Source organism: Pseudomonas sp. P1.8 (genome assembly GCF_001269805.1).
In the GTDB taxonomy this organism is placed as follows: Bacteria; Pseudomonadota; Gammaproteobacteria; order Pseudomonadales; family Pseudomonadaceae; genus Aquipseudomonas.
The window spans coordinates 269,323-285,141 of record NZ_LHVM01000014.1 but is presented as its reverse complement, the minus strand read 5'-3'; the positions used below and the strand labels follow the sequence as shown (position 1 = coordinate 285,141).

Annotated in this window: 11 protein-coding genes; 5 read left to right on the top strand and 6 right to left on the bottom strand. The window is 59.6% G+C overall.

Features of this window, described 5'->3' with window-relative positions; all coding sequences use genetic code 11:
• Positions 1 to 163: 163 nt before the first annotated feature.
• Positions 164 to 1,378 (top strand): cytochrome c biogenesis protein DipZ, encoded by a 1,215-nt coding sequence (locus AD668_RS15730; RefSeq protein WP_053160332.1) that lies wholly within the window; start codon positions 164 to 166, stop codon positions 1,376 to 1,378.
• Positions 1,379 to 1,387: 9 nt separating this feature from the next.
• Here AD668_RS15730 and AD668_RS15725 read toward each other — a convergent pair whose 3' ends face one another.
• The gene (locus AD668_RS15725) at positions 1,388 to 2,380 is read right to left on the bottom strand and encodes an AraC family transcriptional regulator (RefSeq protein WP_053160330.1); all 993 of its coding nucleotides are present in this window, start codon (positions 2,378 to 2,380) and stop codon (positions 1,388 to 1,390) included.
• A 179-nt stretch (positions 2,381 to 2,559) separates the two neighbouring features.
• On the opposite strand from AD668_RS15725, the gene AD668_RS15720 reads away from it, so the two are divergent.
• Positions 2,560 to 2,829, top strand: coding sequence for a DUF4242 domain-containing protein (locus AD668_RS15720; protein ID WP_053160327.1), 270 nt, complete (start codon positions 2,560 to 2,562; stop codon positions 2,827 to 2,829).
• 43 nt (positions 2,830 to 2,872) lie between these two features.
• On the top strand, positions 2,873 to 3,685 hold the full coding sequence (locus tag AD668_RS15715) for a class I SAM-dependent methyltransferase (RefSeq protein ID WP_053160326.1): 813 nt from the start codon (positions 2,873 to 2,875) through the stop codon (positions 3,683 to 3,685).
• 152 nt (positions 3,686 to 3,837) lie between these two features.
• Here AD668_RS15715 and pcsA read toward each other — a convergent pair whose 3' ends face one another.
• Positions 3,838 to 4,560, bottom strand: coding sequence for a phosphatidylcholine synthase (gene pcsA, locus AD668_RS15710; RefSeq protein ID WP_053160324.1), 723 nt, complete (start codon positions 4,558 to 4,560; stop codon positions 3,838 to 3,840).
• Positions 4,561 to 4,782: 222 nt separating this feature from the next.
• Between pcsA and AD668_RS15705 the strand changes: the two genes are divergently transcribed.
• Entirely contained in the window at positions 4,783 to 5,514 is a 732-nt protein-coding gene (locus AD668_RS15705; protein WP_053160322.1) for a tellurite resistance TerB family protein, read from the top strand.
• A 147-nt stretch (positions 5,515 to 5,661) separates the two neighbouring features.
• On the opposite strand, the gene AD668_RS15700 is transcribed toward AD668_RS15705, so the two are convergent.
• On the bottom strand, positions 5,662 to 10,182 hold the full coding sequence (locus AD668_RS15700; RefSeq protein ID WP_053160321.1) for an Ig-like domain-containing protein: 4,521 nt from the start codon (positions 10,180 to 10,182) through the stop codon (positions 5,662 to 5,664).
• 252 nt (positions 10,183 to 10,434) lie between these two features.
• On the opposite strand from AD668_RS15700, the gene ligD reads away from it, so the two are divergent.
• Positions 10,435 to 13,020, top strand: a complete 2,586-nt coding sequence (gene ligD / locus AD668_RS15695; protein WP_053160318.1) for a DNA ligase D — start codon at positions 10,435 to 10,437, stop codon at positions 13,018 to 13,020.
• 39 nt (positions 13,021 to 13,059) lie between these two features.
• On the opposite strand, the gene AD668_RS15690 is transcribed toward ligD, so the two are convergent.
• From AD668_RS15690 to AD668_RS15680, 3 genes are all read right to left on the bottom strand, one after another.
• A complete protein-coding gene (locus tag AD668_RS15690; protein WP_053160317.1) occupies positions 13,060 to 13,734 on the bottom strand; it encodes a DUF3313 domain-containing protein in 675 nt (224 codons plus the stop codon).
• A gap of 67 nt (positions 13,735 to 13,801) precedes the next feature.
• On the bottom strand, positions 13,802 to 15,070 hold the full coding sequence (locus AD668_RS15685; protein WP_053160315.1) for an OmpP1/FadL family transporter: 1,269 nt from the start codon (positions 15,068 to 15,070) through the stop codon (positions 13,802 to 13,804).
• 183 nt (positions 15,071 to 15,253) lie between these two features.
• Positions 15,254 to 15,655 (bottom strand): hypothetical protein, encoded by a 402-nt coding sequence (locus tag AD668_RS15680; protein ID WP_053160312.1) that lies wholly within the window; start codon positions 15,653 to 15,655, stop codon positions 15,254 to 15,256.
• Positions 15,656 to 15,819: the final 164 nt, after the last annotated feature.

Here is a 15,819-nt window from a genome sequence, read left to right as displayed (position 1 = left end):
AACACGATTCTGAGGAGCACACTGGCCCCCTGCAGGAGCGAGCCTGCTCGTGATGGCATCTGCACATTCAACCTCGTCATTGACTGACAGTGCGCTATCGCGAGCAGGCTCGCTCCTGCAGGGGGGCGCGGATGGTCTCTCGCTCGCTTACAAGGTGAACCCCATGTTACTCATCGCTTTCCTGGGCGGCCTGTTGACCGTCCTCAGTCCTTGCATCCTCCCGGTTGTGCCGTTCCTGTTTGCCGGGGCTGACCGTACGCGTGTATCAATACTGCTCACCCTTGGCGGCATGGTCCTGACCTTCGCCCTGATTTCCAGCCTGGCGGTGGTCAGCAGTGAGTGGGTGATCCAGGCCAACAATACCGGCCGTCATGTGGCGCTGATCGTGATGGTGCTGTTTGCCTTGTCGCTGATTTCGGCGCGAGTCGCTGACGGGCTGGCGCGTCCGTTCGTACTGCTGGGCAATCGCCTCAATCCGAACACCGGCAAAATCTGCGGCCCGTTGAGTTCAATCATGATCGGTGTCGCCACCGGACTGCTCTGGGCACCTTGCGCGGGGCCGATCCTCGGGGTGATCCTCACCGGCGCCATGCTGCAAGGTGCGAACGCCCACACCAGCCTGTTGCTGCTGGCCTATGGCGCGGGCAGTGCCTTGTCACTCGGCGCGCTGATCTTTGCCGGTCGCAGCCTGGTCAATCGCCTGAAACCTTCGATTGCGCTCACCGGCTGGCTTCGACGTGGCACCGGGTTGGCGGTGCTGGCCGGTGCTGCGGTGATTTCCACTGGGGCAGGCGACGTGCTGCTGGCCAACACCTCTTCCGAAAGGGGCAGCCGTGTCGAAAAAAGCGTGCTGGAAAGCGTGCCGAAAGTCGTCGATTACTTCGTCAGCAAGGTCAAGGCAGACAGCGCCATGGATAATGGCCGGGCGGTGCCGTCACTGTCCGGCGCCGTGCAATGGCTCAACTCGCCAGCGCTGAGCAACGAGTCGCTCAAAGGTAAGGTAGTGCTGGTGGACTTCTGGACCTTCGACTGCATCAACTGCAAGCACACCTTGCCGTACGTGAAGGACTGGGCGAAAAAATACGCGAAGGATGGCCTGGTGGTGATCGGCGTGCACACACCGGAATACGGTTTTGAGCGCATCGTCGACAACGTCAAGGCCAAGGTGCAGGAATACGGCATCACCTACCCGGTGGCGATCGACAACAACTATGCGATCTGGCGCAACTTCGACAATCAGTACTGGCCGGCTCACTACCTCATCGATGCCAAGGGCCAGGTGCGCTACACCCACTTCGGCGAAGGCAGTCATGACGATCAGGAGAAGATGATTCAGCAGCTGCTGGAGGAAGCAAAGGCCGGCGCTCCGGCAGTTTGATGCGATGCTTCAATGGCTCATCGGCGCGGCGTCGTGGGCCGTTGTTTTTTTCTCCTGATTGCGCCGCCACGCAGCCGGCGGCGCGCCGTACTCACGACGGAAGGCGCGACTGAACGCAGTGTCCGTCTGGTAACCCACTTCCTCGGCAATGCGCATCAACGAACTGTTGCTGCTGCGCAACAGATTGGCCGCCAGCAACATGCGCCATTGCGTCAGGTACTGCATCGGTGAAACCCCCACCAGTTGCTGGAAACGTTCGGCCAGCACCGATCGGGACGTGCCGGCGGTGCGGGCCAGTTCTTCGAGCGTCCAGGCGTGACAGGGCTTTTTGTGCAAGGCATCGAGGGCCGCGCCGACAATCCGGTCGCGCACACCGGCCAGCCACCCGGTGCGTCCTTCGCCTTGTTCGCTCATGTACAGGCGCAGGACCTCGATGAACAAAACCTCCGCCAGTTTCGCCAGCACGCCTTCGCCGCCGGGTCGCGGCGAGCGGGCTTCGGCGAGGGCATAACGCACTGAAGATTCGAGCCAGATACCGGCGTTCGAGCCGCGCACATTGACCCGCACCACGGGCGGCAAGCCGGTCAGCAGTATGCCGGCCAACCGCGCGTCGCACGCCAGGTAGCCACACACCAGGCGCGTGATCGCGCCGCCACCGCCGTGGCTGAGTTGCCGGGGTCGACGCGCCAATACCTCGTCCAGCCGAGCGCCTTTGGCAGGGGGCAAGCCCGGTTGCGAGCACATGCGATGGGCGTCCCCTTGAGGAAACACCACGACGTCACCGGCGCTCAAGAGCAGGGGCGGCTGATCACCGAGTTCGACGTAACACTCGCCCTCGGTAATCAGGTGAAAGATCACCACCCGTTCGGCACCGGGTTCGAGAAAGGGGGCGGCCGTTTCAGCGCTGGGCGACTGGTAACACCAGGGCGCAGTGAACCTGGCGTTGATGAAGATCGCGCCGACCAGATGCACGACGCGCAGGGTCTGAGACAGGGCGTCCATGGGTATTTCCCGTGCAGGAGATTTCCGATTGTGAGCGCGTTGCGGCGCAACATGAAATCTCCGGACGATCGGGCAGGGTTGGCCGACGATCGGACAGGACGCCAACCGGCGTCAGCGCGATAGTTGGCCTGCAGGGTCATACCGGTCCTGTCATCCATAACAAGAAATGAGAGGTTGCCATGCCGAAGTTCGTCATCGAACGCGAGATTCCAGGCGCCGGAGCATTGTCGGAAAGGGATTTGAAAGCCGCCTCGCAAAAGTCCTGCCGTGTATTGCGCGATTTGCCCGAGGTGCAGTGGTTGCAAAGCTACGTCACCGGTGACCGGTTGTACTGCGTGTACATCGCGCCGAACGAAGATCTCATCCAGGAACACGCGAGGTTGAGCGGTTTTCCAGCCAGCCGCGTTTCCCGGGTCATGAATATTATCGATCCCACGACGGCGGAATAGTCCCTCGTCACTCGATTCATGTGTCCACGCAGAGACCGTTTTCATGAGTACACCCATTGATCTCACTGCCCTGAAAAACCGCCAGATGGCCTCCTGGGCCAGCGGCGACTATGCCGTGATCGGTACCACCTTGCAGATTGTCGGCGAACAACTGGCCGAAGCCTGCGACCTGTTGTGCGACGAGCGCGTGCTGGACGTCGCGGCGGGCAACGGTAACGCCACACTCGCCGCTGCGCGTCGCGGTTGCCGGGTCACGTCCACCGATTATGTCGGTGCCTTGCTTGAACGGGGTGAAGACCGCGCCCGCGCAGAGCATCTGAATGTCAGCTTTCAAGTGGCTGATGCCGAAGCCTTGCCCTTCGAGGACGGCAGTTTCGATGCTGTGCTGTCCACTTTCGGCGTGATGTTTACGCCTGATCAGGCCAAGGCCGCGTCGGAGCTGGCGCGAGTCTGTCGGCCGGGAGGCCGGATCGGTCTGGCCAACTGGACACCGGACGGCTTTGTCGGTCAGATGTTCAAGATCCTTGGCCAGCACCTGCCGCCACCCCCCGGCGCACAACCGCCCTCGCGATGGGGCACCGAGGCCTGGCTGCACGAGCATTTCGACGAGCGCGCATTTTTGCTTCAGGTCACCCGCCGCACCTTCAATTTTCGCTATCGTTCGGCCGCGCATTTCATCGACACTTTTCGCAGCTGGTACGGTCCGGTGCACAAGGCCTTCGCGGCACTGCCACCCGAGGGCGGCAAGGCACTGGAAGCGGATATGACGCAGTTGTTGAACCATCAGAACCGGGCAGGCGACAAGTCACTGGTGGTGCCCAGTGAATACCTGGAGGTGGTGATTACCCGGCGTTGATGAGGCGAAAATCCCTGTAGGAGCGAGCGTGCTCGCGATGGACTCAAGAACGCCGCGTTGAGCCAGTAAACGCGCGTTATCGTTAACGACCATCGCGAGCAAGCTCGCTCCTGCACTGTAAAAGTACGCTAATTAATCTGCGCGCCTCGAGGCTAGGTCTTCGGCGATTGGTCAAACCATTCCAGTGCCGTGCGCCAGACGCAAATCCCCAGGAAATAGGCCGACATCAACAGCCAGAGTCCCATCACCAGCGGGTTGATGAGCGGATGGTTGATCACCAGTGACAAGCTGCACAACAGCCAGACGGCGGTCACGGCAATGTTGATCGGCATGAAGCGGCGCACGCGAAACGGGTGCAGAAACTTCATTCGGGTGACCGTCAGCAGGGCCAGGCCAATGACGCTGAGAAAGGTGATCCACGGTGTCGGTTCGATGATGTACAGGCACAGGGCAACGACATTCCAGGCCGCGGGGAAACCCTGGAAATAGTTGTCCTGGCTTTTCATGTGGACGTTGCAGAAGCAGAACAGCGACGACACCAGAATCAACGACACGGTCAGCAGCAGGGTGTAATCCGGCAGTGGGATATAACGGTAGATGAACAGCGCGGGGATGAACACGTACGTCAGGTAGTCGATCACCAGATCGAGGATCGATCCATCGAAACTCGGCAACACCGACTGCACATTGACCTTGCGCGCCAGGGCTCCGTCCAGTCCGTCGACGATCAGCGCAACGCCCAGCCACAACAGGCAATGGGTCGGCTGATTGTCGAGTAGAGCCAGGGTCGCGAGGAAGGCCGTGACCACGCCCGTGGCGGTGAAACCATGGGCGCCCCAGGCTTTGAGCCTGGCGATGTGTAGAGTCGAAATCACAGGGGCGTTCTCCAGAAAATGCAGCCGGCCAGTCATCAGCCTTTATAAGCGCAGGCGACGGCAAACCGGGTCGGGTTGCAGGTATCGACCGGAAATCCGGGGATAAGGTTCACCTGCTGTGAACCCTGGCTACAGGGCGAGTCAGCCAAACGGTGGTGGCACATTTGCCGACGAGGACTATTGTTGGCTGACTGGATCCAACCCTTCAAAGAGGACGAGGTCATGAACACCAGTGATCTGCTCGAACAATTACTGCGAGGAGCCGGCCAGGGCTCCATGGCACAACAAGGCGGCGGTGGCGCGTCGGCTCAAGGTGGGCTCGGCGATTTGGGTGGGTTGCTCGGCGGGCTGTTGGGTGGCGGCGCTGGTGCTCCCGGCGGCAGCGGCGCTGGCCTGGGCGACTTGCTCGGCGGTTTGCTCGGTGGCGGTTCACCGATGGGCGGGGCAGCGCAAACCCGCTCCGGTAGCGGCACCAATTATGCGGCGCTGGCGTCTCTGGGGATGATGGCGTTCCAGGCGTATCAGGCCTGGCAGCGCAGTCAGGCATCGGCGCCACAAGAGGCGCCGCGCACCGTTGACCTGTTGGCCGGTCCGCAAGTCGAAGAACATAGCCATGCGATCCTGCGGGCCTTGATCGGCGCGGCTAAAGCCGATGGTCGATTTGATGATGCCGAGAAGCAGATGATCAATGCCGAAATCGCACGCCACACCGATGACCCGCAATTGCAGCAATGGCTCGACGATGAATGCGCCAAACCACTGGACCCCGCTGAGGTCGCGCAGTCGGCGACGGATTCAGGCATGGCCGCGGAAATGTACCTGGCCAGCGTCATGTTGGTAGATGACCAGCAGGACGCCGAGCGCGGTTATCTGGATGAGTTGGCGGCCGCGTTGGGCATCGAGCCGGACCTGCAAGTGCATCTTGAGCAACAGGCCAAGGGCAAGCCGGTGTAGATGCCGTTTTGATGCTTGCCTTGTTCCACAGGGTACGTTGAGCAAAGAATCAGAATCAAAGGATCGCAGCCTGCGGCAGATCCTGCGCAGATTGATATTCTGCGCAGGTTGCGATCATTTGCGCCTGGCTCTCCAGCCATTGAATATTTACCGAAGCCCAACTCCGTAGGCGTGATGATTGGACAATGGGGCTATGGAGGCGGAGCTATTGGCGCTGGTCACAGGGTTCATCGTTTTTCTGCCTTGAAGTGGCCAGAAGGCATTACTGGGAGTCGTCGACCAATAGAGGTGATTAGGCATCGGCCAGCGCGAGCTATAGGTCTGGTAAATTTCATACAGTTCCTCGTAACTGGGGAGTCGGCATCCAGCCTGGCTGGCTGTTGCATTGATACCTGCCCAGTTGCCGCTCGAGAGTCCTATGCAATGAATCACCCCCGTCACTGTCACCTGGTAACTCAAGGACTGGTTGGCCGCATCCCTCACCGTAATGGTTGCGGTTCCTCTGCCTCTGACCGTGACCAGTCCTGTTCCATCCACAACGGCAACCGCCGGATGACTGGAGAAATAGCTGTAGTTCGGTTGACCGCCTGACGCCCGATGATGCACGGATGTTCCCGGACCAAAATTTGGAAGTACCTCGGGGTTTCCAGGAATGAGGTAGATCTTTCCACTCAGCGTCACCGGATTGGTATTGAATTGCAGTGGCGGTATCGGCGATACAACCTTGAACACGCGAGTATTTGAAACCTGCCCGGTCGTGACTGCTCTCGCCGTTATAGAGTGGTCCCCAAGGGCAACGGCAAGTGTCGTGCTCCAGGTGGTGCCGCTGGCGGCAACTGTATGTTTGGGCGTGCTGAAATCGTAAATCTGCACCTGATGACCGGACGTAACGCTGCCCGTCAGGCTGACCGTGGTGCTTTTGGTTTGCCCACCGTTTTGCACTTCGCCTTCGTCGCCTCTCACAGAGGTAAGGGTGGGCGCAACCTGTTCAGCAATGGTAAAGGTTCTTGGCGCGCTCTCGATCGGGCTGACCTCGTACAGTGCTTTGGCCGTCATGCTGTGTGGACCGACTGCCAGACCGCTCGCGCTGCTACTCCATTCACCGCTGGCCGCGACATTGACCTCCGAGCCGATGGGTGAGCCATTGTCGTGAATCCGAACTTTTTCGCGAGGGGTGGCACGGCCTTTGAGATTCACCGTTCTGTCATAAATGGTCCCCGATACCGGGCGGCCCTGGGAGTCGGTGATTTCAGTGATGGTCGGTGAAACATGCGCCGCGACGGAAAAGACGCGCTCACCAGAGACAGGCTCGTTGCCATACAATCCCTTGGCCGTCAGTTTGTATGATTTCAACGTCAGATTGTTGAAGTCCCAGGTCCAATCACCGTTGGCATCGACGGGGCGCTTGATCAGTAAAGCGCTGTCGTCCCTCAGCTCGATCTCTTCATTTTTGCTGGCTTTTCCGCTCAGGGTCACGCTGCGGTAATACGTCGTTGCGCCGTTGGCCACATCGCCTCTGATGTCGGTGACCCTGGAAATGGTCGGGGTCACTGCCTGCGCCACGACGAAGGTGCGTAGCGGGCTGGAAATGGGGTCGACGTCGTACAGGGCTTTTGCCGTCAGGCGGTAAGTCTTGACCGTCAGGCTGTTGTAGCGGAATTCCCACATGCCTTTACCGTCAACGTCGAGGGTGATGATCGGCGTGGTGCCGTCCAGCAGTTGAACCTTCTCGCCTGCACTGGCATCGCCTTCAATGAACACGCTGTTGTCATAGGTCATCTCACCTTCTGCCAGCGGCCCCTTGGAGTCGGTTACCGAACGGATGACGGGGGTCATCGCAAAATCGACGGTGAAACTCCATTCATTGCTCGACACCGGGTCGGCGTCGTATTTGGCCTTGGCCGTGATGCGGTAGAGCTTCTCCGTGAGTTTGCCGATCAGACGGCTCCAGACGCCGTTGTCGCCGACGGGGGCCGTGCCCATCGATGCGGAATCTGCGTCGAACAGTTCGATGGTTTCGCCCCGTGTCGCGGTGCCCGTGACCGTGACTTCGTCATCGCGGGTCATGCCCCCGTCAGGCACGTCCCCGCGAATGCCCTCGACCTTGGTGATGACCGGCGTCAGATAGTCATAGCGGGTTCTGACGGTCAGCGGCAATAACGGGAATTCGACCGCCATGGACTCTTCGCTGGCGCCGTCAAAGGTCACTTTGCAGCGCACCGTGGCCGGCGAGGCATGGCCCAGTTTGAGCAGTTCGGTGCGCAACAGGCTTTCCTTGAGCCCGTTCTCGACCTGCGTCTGGTTGATCAGTGCACCGTCGAGCAACACGATGGTGTGAGAGGCCCCGGCAGTGGTCTTTCCTTCCAGTCGTAACCACAGGCGTTGCCCCAGGGCAATGAACGGCCACTTGTCGACAATGACCTGAGCATTACCGGCGAACTCCATCAGGTCGAGCACCTGATTGACCGCCTCGGGCACGTCAGGGCGTGGCAGTTCGTTTTCCGGGTCCTGGAACGTCAGTACATTCAGGGGCAGAGAGTCGGACTCCGTCCAGAAGTTGTAACGCTTGACGTCGTAGGTAACCATGACCAGTTTGCCGATGTTGGCTCCCACGACAGAGGCGGGTAGAGGGAACGACACACTACCGCTTTCATGCGCCGGCAGTTCCAGATCATCCGATGTGCCAGCGCCTGGGGTTCCGCGCCATTTCAAGGCAACAGTATCCAGCTCCGGATTCATCTTCGCGTATTCAACCACTACATCCACGCCATTGATTGCCTTGATGGGGTCCAGATCTGCCCCCGTGGCCTGGATCACCTTAGGTGGTGGCAATTCACCGACCAGTTCACCAATCAGCAAATTCAACGTCTGCGAGTAGCTGTACAAGCCGGTACTGGCGTGTTTGAGGGTATATCTCACCTTGACGTACTGCCCGATGCTCGGGGTGACAAAACGGGCATCGACCCGGAAAGGGACCGGTTTGCCTGCGCTGACACTCGTGATGGGAAGCCAGTCGCTGGTGCTGATGGACGAACTGATGGCGGTCCAGTAGTACCTCAGGATGTCGTCTTTGACCGTTCCCAGATACTCGACCCGCACCGTGACGTGATCGAACACCTTTGAAGGGTCCAGCACATCGTCTGGTCCTGCCTCTGGCACCTTGGGCGCCGGCAGCGTCGCCGCTATTGCCTGGACCTTGACCAGCAGGTGTTCGGACTCGCTCACCCCGTAGTACGCCGCATCGTCATTGGACACCCGGTACCAGAGGTCGAGACGGCCATTGGTGAGCACGATGATGTGCTCGCCGAGTACGTAAATGGTGATGCGTTTGTCCTTGGCGTCATTTTCGCTGACGGTGTAAGGCTCGGTATGAAGATAGGGCGTGCCGTTGGACCGGGTACCTTCCCAGATCAGTTCGACAAGGTCACCGCTGCGCATGCCCGGGTAGGTGAGATCCACGGTGGCGTACAGGTTGTCGGGTTCGAGGATATCGCCCAGCACCTCGCGAATCGTCGGCGCAGGATGCGCATACACATCGCCGATGACATCGGCGAATTCACGTTTGGATGAGAGGGGCGGACTGCCGTCTTTCTTGGTCAGCACATAAGAGGCATCGGCCGACCCCATGGCCAGAGCGCGGACTTGCGCGTACGGAATTTCAAACTCCATGATGCTGGGCACATTCTTGACGTCCTTCGACTGGGTGTTAATCAAGGGTTTGCCGGTTTGCGGCGTGCCGATCCAGGTCATGGTGACGGTATCGTCGAGCTGGAAGTCCGCCGCCTCCACCTTGATCTGAACGATGACGTCCTGTTGGTTCAACTCTTTGAGATCGATCACACCGTTGACCGACTGCTTGATAATCGGAGCGTCCAGGCGCCAGGCGCCGGCATCGACGCCTACGGTGGTTCTCTCGGACCATTTTTCCGAGAGGTTCCAGACCTCGTCATACAGCTCGTAATGCACCGGCAGCCCATTGCTGTCGCCAGCGGCCAGAATGTCAGCCTGCTCGGCGCGAACCACGATGGGCACTGTGCCGTCGACGTGCTCCTGCTCAAGCGCAAAAGGTTTGAGAAACACACTGCCCCATTTTACCTGGACCGTATCGCGCAGGGCGATGGCGGGGTAGCGCGCGATCGTCATGGGCACGCCTTTGGCCGCCCACTCGGCATCGACTCCCTGCTCTATCACCTCATCGGGCAGCTGTACGATCCCCAGTTCCGAGTGCCACGGCAAGTGCGGTTCTTTGTCGGGACCGCCCGGCAGATCGAATTTGACCCGCAAACGCAGTTTCACCGATGGGTCGTCAGGTGCCGTTTCACCCTTGCGGTGCAACAGGTAATAGCACTCCTCGATCCAGCCAGGCACGAACCGCTCGGCCTCCACAAAGAAGAAAAGTCGCTTATCGACTTCGTCTGCCAACACGGTGTGGTCGAATACTGTTACAGCGTCCAGAAAGACGGTGACGGTGTCGTCTTCCTGCATGCCAAGCCACGGATTGATGGCGCATATCACCCCCTTCTCGCTGTCTTCGACCACTGCCTTGCTGATGCCGCCATCACCGTCGACGATCGGTCTGGTCATGCCCGCGATTGTCAGGGCACCCAGTGCGAGCGTGCTCTGGGCATCATCGAAGGAAAAATACAGGTAAGGGCGAAAAGCGGTCATGGTGAGCTCCTTGTTCGGCAAGATTTGGCGGCTTCGGACGCCAGGTTCATGGAGACGATTGGGCATGACGGCGGCGAAATTGACTACTGTCACAAATGACAGGTGGAGTGGTTTTTTCGACGAATGGTAGAGGGTGTCGGCCCGTCCGTCCGGGCGCTTTCAATGTCGATGGAATTATTCTTCCCGGGGTTTGCTCTGCTGTTTTAGAGAGACGTTCTGATTCAACGTCTTGGCGCCAGCAGCAGGTGAGCCATGACCCTAAACCTCGATGACTACAACCGCATGCGCGACTTCTCGGCGACGTCCGAGCCCGCCGCCGTCAAGCGCAAAGGCAAGAAATCGGCCCATGCGTTGCAGTTCTGCATCCAGAAGCATGACGCATCGCACCTGCATTACGACTTTCGCCTGGAACTCGATGGCGCTTTGAAGAGCTGGGCGGTGCCCAAGGGGCCGTCGCTGGATCCCAAGGTCAAGCGCCTGGCCGTGCATGTCGAAGATCATCCCCTGGAGTACGCGACTTTCGAGGGCAGCATTCCCGAAGGCCATTACGGCGCGGGCGATGTGATCGTCTGGGACCGTGGTGTCTGGATTCCCCAGGACGATCCCGCCGAAGCCTATGCCAAAGGACGGCTCAAATTCGAACTGCAGGGGGAGAAACTCGGCGGCCTGTGGAACCTGGTGCGCACGCACATGCCGGGCAAGAAAGAACAGTGGTTTCTGATCAAGCATCAGGACGCTGCCGCCAAGCCGCACAGTGACTATGACGTGCTGGTTGCCGAGCCCGACAGCGTGCTCAGTGATCGCACCCTCATCAGCAAACAACCGAAAGCGGCGGGCAAACCCAAGTCGATCAAGAAACCAAAGGCGAGCGTTACCAAGGAAAAATCGCCACAGCTGTCCGGGGCGCACAAGGCCAGACTGCCGGCTCAGATCAAGCCTGAACTGGCGACGCTCGTTGAAAAAGTCCCGGACGGTTCATGGAGCTATGAGATCAAGTTCGACGGCTACCGGATCATGGCTCGCATTGAGCATGACCAGGTCAAACTCATCACGCGCAATGGCCACGACTGGACCCACAAGCTGCCCAGACAAGCCGAGGCGTTGGCCGCGCTGGGCCTCGAATCGGCTTGGCTCGACGGCGAGATGGTGGTGGCGGACGAGCACGGCGTGCCCGACTTCCAGGCCCTGCAAAACGCCTTCGATTCCGGCCGCAGCGGCAACATCGTCTACTACCTGTTTGACCTGCCTTACCTCAATGGCGTGGACCTGCGCGAAGTGCCCGTCGAAGAACGCCGGGCAGCGTTGGCGACGGTCCTCAAGCCCTGTGACGATCCGTTGCTGCGCTTCTCCGAGTCTTTTGCCGAAGAGCCACAGGCCTTGCTCAATAGTGCCTGTCAGATGCGCATGGAAGGCCTGATCGGCAAGCGGCTGGGATCGGCTTACGTGTCCCGGCGCAGCAGCGACTGGATCAAGCTCAAGTGCAAGCATCGACAAGAGTTCGTCATCGTCGGATTCACTGATCCAAAAGGTTCGCGCAATGCCTTTGGGGCGCTGCTGTTGGGGCTGCACGACCGCGACAGCGGTGAGTTGCGCTATGCGGGGAAGGTTGGCACCGGTTTCAACGAGACGACCCTGCAAAGCATTCATCGACAACTCAAGCCGCTACAGACGAAAAAACCGACAGTGGTCAACCCGCCGAGTGGGTTCGAGGCCAAGGATGTGCACTGGCTAAAGCCCACACTACTGGCCGAAGTGGCCTTCGCCGAAATGACCAGGGACGGTTCGGTGCGCCATGCGGTATTCCATGGTTTGCGCGATGACAAACCCGCCAAAGATGTCACCGAGGAGCGTCCAAAAACCGTGAAAACGTCCTCCGCGAAAAAAATCGGCGCCGCGAAACCAGCTGCCGCTGCCCGTAAAGTCGAACCCGCACCGTCACAAATCGGACTCGATGAAGGCAAGGTGCGCATCACTCATCCAGACCGGGTGATCGACGCCAGCAGCGGCACCACCAAAGTTCAACTGGCGCAGTATTACGCCAGTGTCGCCGAATGGATTCTGCCCGAGCTCAAGGACCGCCCGGTGGCGCTGGTCCGGGCACCGGACGGCATCGCCGGCGAACTGTTTTTTCAGAAAAACGCCGAGCGCCTCGCGATTCCCGGTATTACCACCCTGGACAAAGACCTCACTGGCCAGCCGATCATGATCATCAACAGCGCCGAAGCGCTGATCGGTGCGGTGCAGATGAGCACTGTGGAATTGCACACCTGGAATGCGACCGCGGACAACCTCGACAAGCCGGACCGCTTTGTCCTCGACCTCGACCCGGACCCCGCATTGCCATGGAAACGCATGGTTGAAGCGACTCAGTTGACGCTGTCGGTGCTCGATGAATTGGGGCTCAAGGCCTTTTTGAAAACCAGTGGCGGCAAGGGCATTCACATCGTGGTGCCACTGACCCGCAAGTTGGGATGGGACGAGGTCAAGGCGTTCAGCCACGCGATTGTCCGTCACATGGCCAAGTTGCTGCCGGAACGATTTTCGGCGGTGTCCGGCCCCAAGAATCGGGTAGGGCGCATTTTCATCGATTACCTGCGCAACGGGTTGGGCGCGACCACCATTTGCGCGTACGCCGCGCGCACCCGCGAGGGGCTGCCAGTGTCGGTGCCGATCTTTCGGGAGGAAGTGGAGGAACTCAAGGGTGGTAATCAATGGAACGTGCACAACGTGCATGAACGGCTGGCAGAGGTGGGGGATGCACCTTGGGCGGACCTGCGCAAGACGCGCCAGTCGATCACCGCCGAGATGCGCCGGCGCATCGGCATGAAAAACGGTTGATACCTGTAGGAGCTGCCGAAGGCAGCTCCTACAGTGTGGTTACTTGATGAACGCCTGGAAGTCGACGCCCAGCTTGTCGATAGCCGCTTTGAAGTCCTGCGCGGTGATTTTCTGGCTTTCGTTCTCCAGCGTCGAACCAAACACTTTACGCACGACCTTGGCGACCGTCTGGTTGGTCCTGGCGTCAATAAACTCGGCTTCGATGAACAAGGTGCTGTCCTGATCGCGGTGGCCGGTGGCGGCCTGAGTTGCCCCGACCACGGCGGCGATCGGTACCACTTCGTACCACTTCATGCCTTCGTTTTCGGCATTCACCCCAGTGATCGCCGCACGCATGAGCAGGGGCTTGGAACCCGCCGGTGCGGCGGAGGTGTTGGAGACCACGCGGTATTTCTGGCCCAGCGTGCCTTTGGCCTTGGTGGTCATGTAGTTCTGCAGGTCGGTCAGCGTCTGCTGGTTGACCCGCTCATCCGGCTTGGGCGCTGGATAAAGCTCCAGTTTGTTGAACACCACCGTGTCGTAGGCATTCGGATTCCACGACGGGCTGACCCAGCGCATCGCTGTGCCACCGCTCGGCGTTTCGACTTTCTGCAGGTTGTTGTAGTTGGACAGATAGCCCGAGTATTGCTCGGTTTCAGTGACTTTCGAGGTGCAACCGCCAAGCAATAGCCCGGCCATTGTGGCGCCGACCAGCAGTTTTCGGGACAGGATCATAGTGGTGTTTACTCCTTGGTTGAAATCGTCTTTTTTAGTTTTTTAGTTTTTTAGTTTTTTTAGTGCGTCAGAATCGCCAGGTCATGTTTCCTGTCAAAGCTTGAATCCATGCATTGTCAAACTGGCCGGAAAGCTGGTTGCCCGATGTCGCCTTGGTTTGTTGCACCGCCATGTCGCCAAGCCAGACCATGGCCCAGCTGACGTTGACGTCAGTGTCCTGGTTCAGAGCATAGGTGGCCCCGGTGGCAATGCGCCAGGATTCATTCATCGGCACGATCACGCTGCGGTCGCTGTCCGAAACCGCGCTGCTGTCGTAAGCCATACCGACGTTCCACAACAGTTGTTCGGTGGCCTGGTACTGCGCGCCAAGGGACAGATGCCAGGTGTCCTTGAACCCGGCATCGACCGATCTCGATTGCGAACCAAACGCCGTAGTGTCGACTTGAACGCCGATGTCGCCGAATGCCGACCAGTCCTGCCAGTTGGCCGAGGCCAGCAGCGCCCATTGCCGATCCAGCTGGTGGAACAGGCTGAGGGTGACAGTCTGCGGCACCTTTGTGTCAAGTTCGGTATTGGTGCTGTTCACGCGCTCCAGCAATCGGCCATCGCCCTTGACGTCGAGCCTGTCTTCGAAATCCAGGTCGACCTGGCTGGTGTAGGCCAGACCGATTCGGGTGCCGGGTTGCGGTGCGTAGATCACTCCGACGTTGGCGCCCAAACCCCAGGCGCCATCCTTGTACTTGTACTGGCCGTCGCCGCGATCGGTGAAACCGAAGGGCGAGCGATCGATAGCGGTCTGCGCCTGGAGCATGCCGTACATGGCCTTGACGCCCACGCCGACCGACCATTGTTCGTTGAAGCGGTAAGCCACGCTGGGCACCAGGGACAAACCGAGCAGGCTGGAATTCTGCGCGAAGTAACGGCCGGACCAATCGTTGTCGTAATTGACCGCCAGCCCGAAGTCACCGTACTGGCCGAAACCGACGCTCCAGTGATCGTCCAGTTCATGGCTGATGAAAAAGCTGCCACCGGGTATCGGGTCCAAAGCATTGCCACTGTTGCTGCCGTTGACGTTGGTGGCGGAATCGCTATCGAACGACAGGTCGCCGTACAGCACCTGCAAGCCCGCGGTGATTTGCGTGCCAGGCAGGTAGCTCATGCCCGCCGGGTTGCTGGCGATGGTGGAGGGGCCTTGCGCGCGGGCAGCGGCTCCGGCGTTGGCCAGGCCGGCGTTATCTGTGCCGATTTCGTACAACATGATGCCGCCCGCCCAGGCATGTTGGCCGTACAGGGCGAACAGAATGGCGGCGGGCACAGCGCTGGTTTTTTTGAGCATGGTGTCTGTTCCCCGCGGACCAGTTACCGACAACGCAACAAATGTGTTGTCCCCCGCAGAGAGCGTAGGTTTTAACCAGAGAATCGCCAGTCGATATTGCCGATGAGTGGTAGTTTTTTCGCGTTATTGCATTCATTTTGCATTACGCAGTTTTGGACGGGAACAGATTTCTTCTTTTGCCCTTCAGGCATCGCGCAGCAGGTCGTTGGCGTTTAGCAGGTCGTAGGCAATCTCCGGCCGTTTTTCCATGGCTCGGCGAATGGCGGCGGGGATGGCAGCGCGGGTTTTTCGGCATAACCCCGGCAGGTCGTCGATGCGGATACCGATGCCGCGCATGGTGCGCACTTCGTTGAATCCGGGAGCGATGTCCAGGCGAATGCCCAACTGCTCGAACATGCGCCGTTGCACGTGCGCAAGATCGCTCAGACTCTGGAGGTTCTCCAGGCGTTCGATCAGGCGTTTTTCTTCGGCGCGGGTCAGAAACAGGATGCGCAGGTCGGCCCCCGGTGTTTCCAGCAACGGGTCACGCCCGCAGTCGCAGGCGCCGGGTGGGCAGGGTTGGCGGATCGATACTTGGGTGGTCATGGGGTTCAATCATAGAGCGCGGTGATTGAATTTGCCCATAGGCTTTATGGAGGGGACGTGCGATCCACTGTAGGAGCGAGCTTGCTCGCGAAGGCGTCGTGTCAGACAACATCAATGTTGGCTGAAAGATCGCTTTCGCGAGCAAGCTTGCTCCTACAGGTCTC

Excerpts from the sequence above, each read along its gene's own strand:
- AD668_RS15730 (WP_053160332.1), top strand. The coding sequence starts at position 164 with ATGTTACTCATCGCTTTCCTGGGCGGCCTGTTGACCGTCCTCAGTCCT.
- AD668_RS15725 (WP_053160330.1), bottom strand. The coding sequence starts at position 2,380 with ATGGACGCCCTGTCTCAGACCCTGCGCGTCGTGCATCTGGTCGGCGCG.
- AD668_RS15720 (WP_053160327.1), top strand. The coding sequence starts at position 2,560 with ATGCCGAAGTTCGTCATCGAACGCGAGATTCCAGGCGCCGGAGCATTG.
- AD668_RS15715 (WP_053160326.1), top strand. The coding sequence starts at position 2,873 with ATGAGTACACCCATTGATCTCACTGCCCTGAAAAACCGCCAGATGGCC.
- AD668_RS15705 (WP_053160322.1), top strand. The coding sequence starts at position 4,783 with ATGAACACCAGTGATCTGCTCGAACAATTACTGCGAGGAGCCGGCCAG.
- AD668_RS15700 (WP_053160321.1), bottom strand. The coding sequence starts at position 10,182 with ATGACCGCTTTTCGCCCTTACCTGTATTTTTCCTTCGATGATGCCCAG.
- ligD (WP_053160318.1), top strand. The coding sequence starts at position 10,435 with ATGACCCTAAACCTCGATGACTACAACCGCATGCGCGACTTCTCGGCG.
- AD668_RS15690 (WP_053160317.1), bottom strand. The coding sequence starts at position 13,734 with ATGATCCTGTCCCGAAAACTGCTGGTCGGCGCCACAATGGCCGGGCTA.
- AD668_RS15685 (WP_053160315.1), bottom strand. The coding sequence starts at position 15,070 with ATGCTCAAAAAAACCAGCGCTGTGCCCGCCGCCATTCTGTTCGCCCTG.
- AD668_RS15680 (WP_053160312.1), bottom strand. The coding sequence starts at position 15,655 with ATGACCACCCAAGTATCGATCCGCCAACCCTGCCCACCCGGCGCCTGC.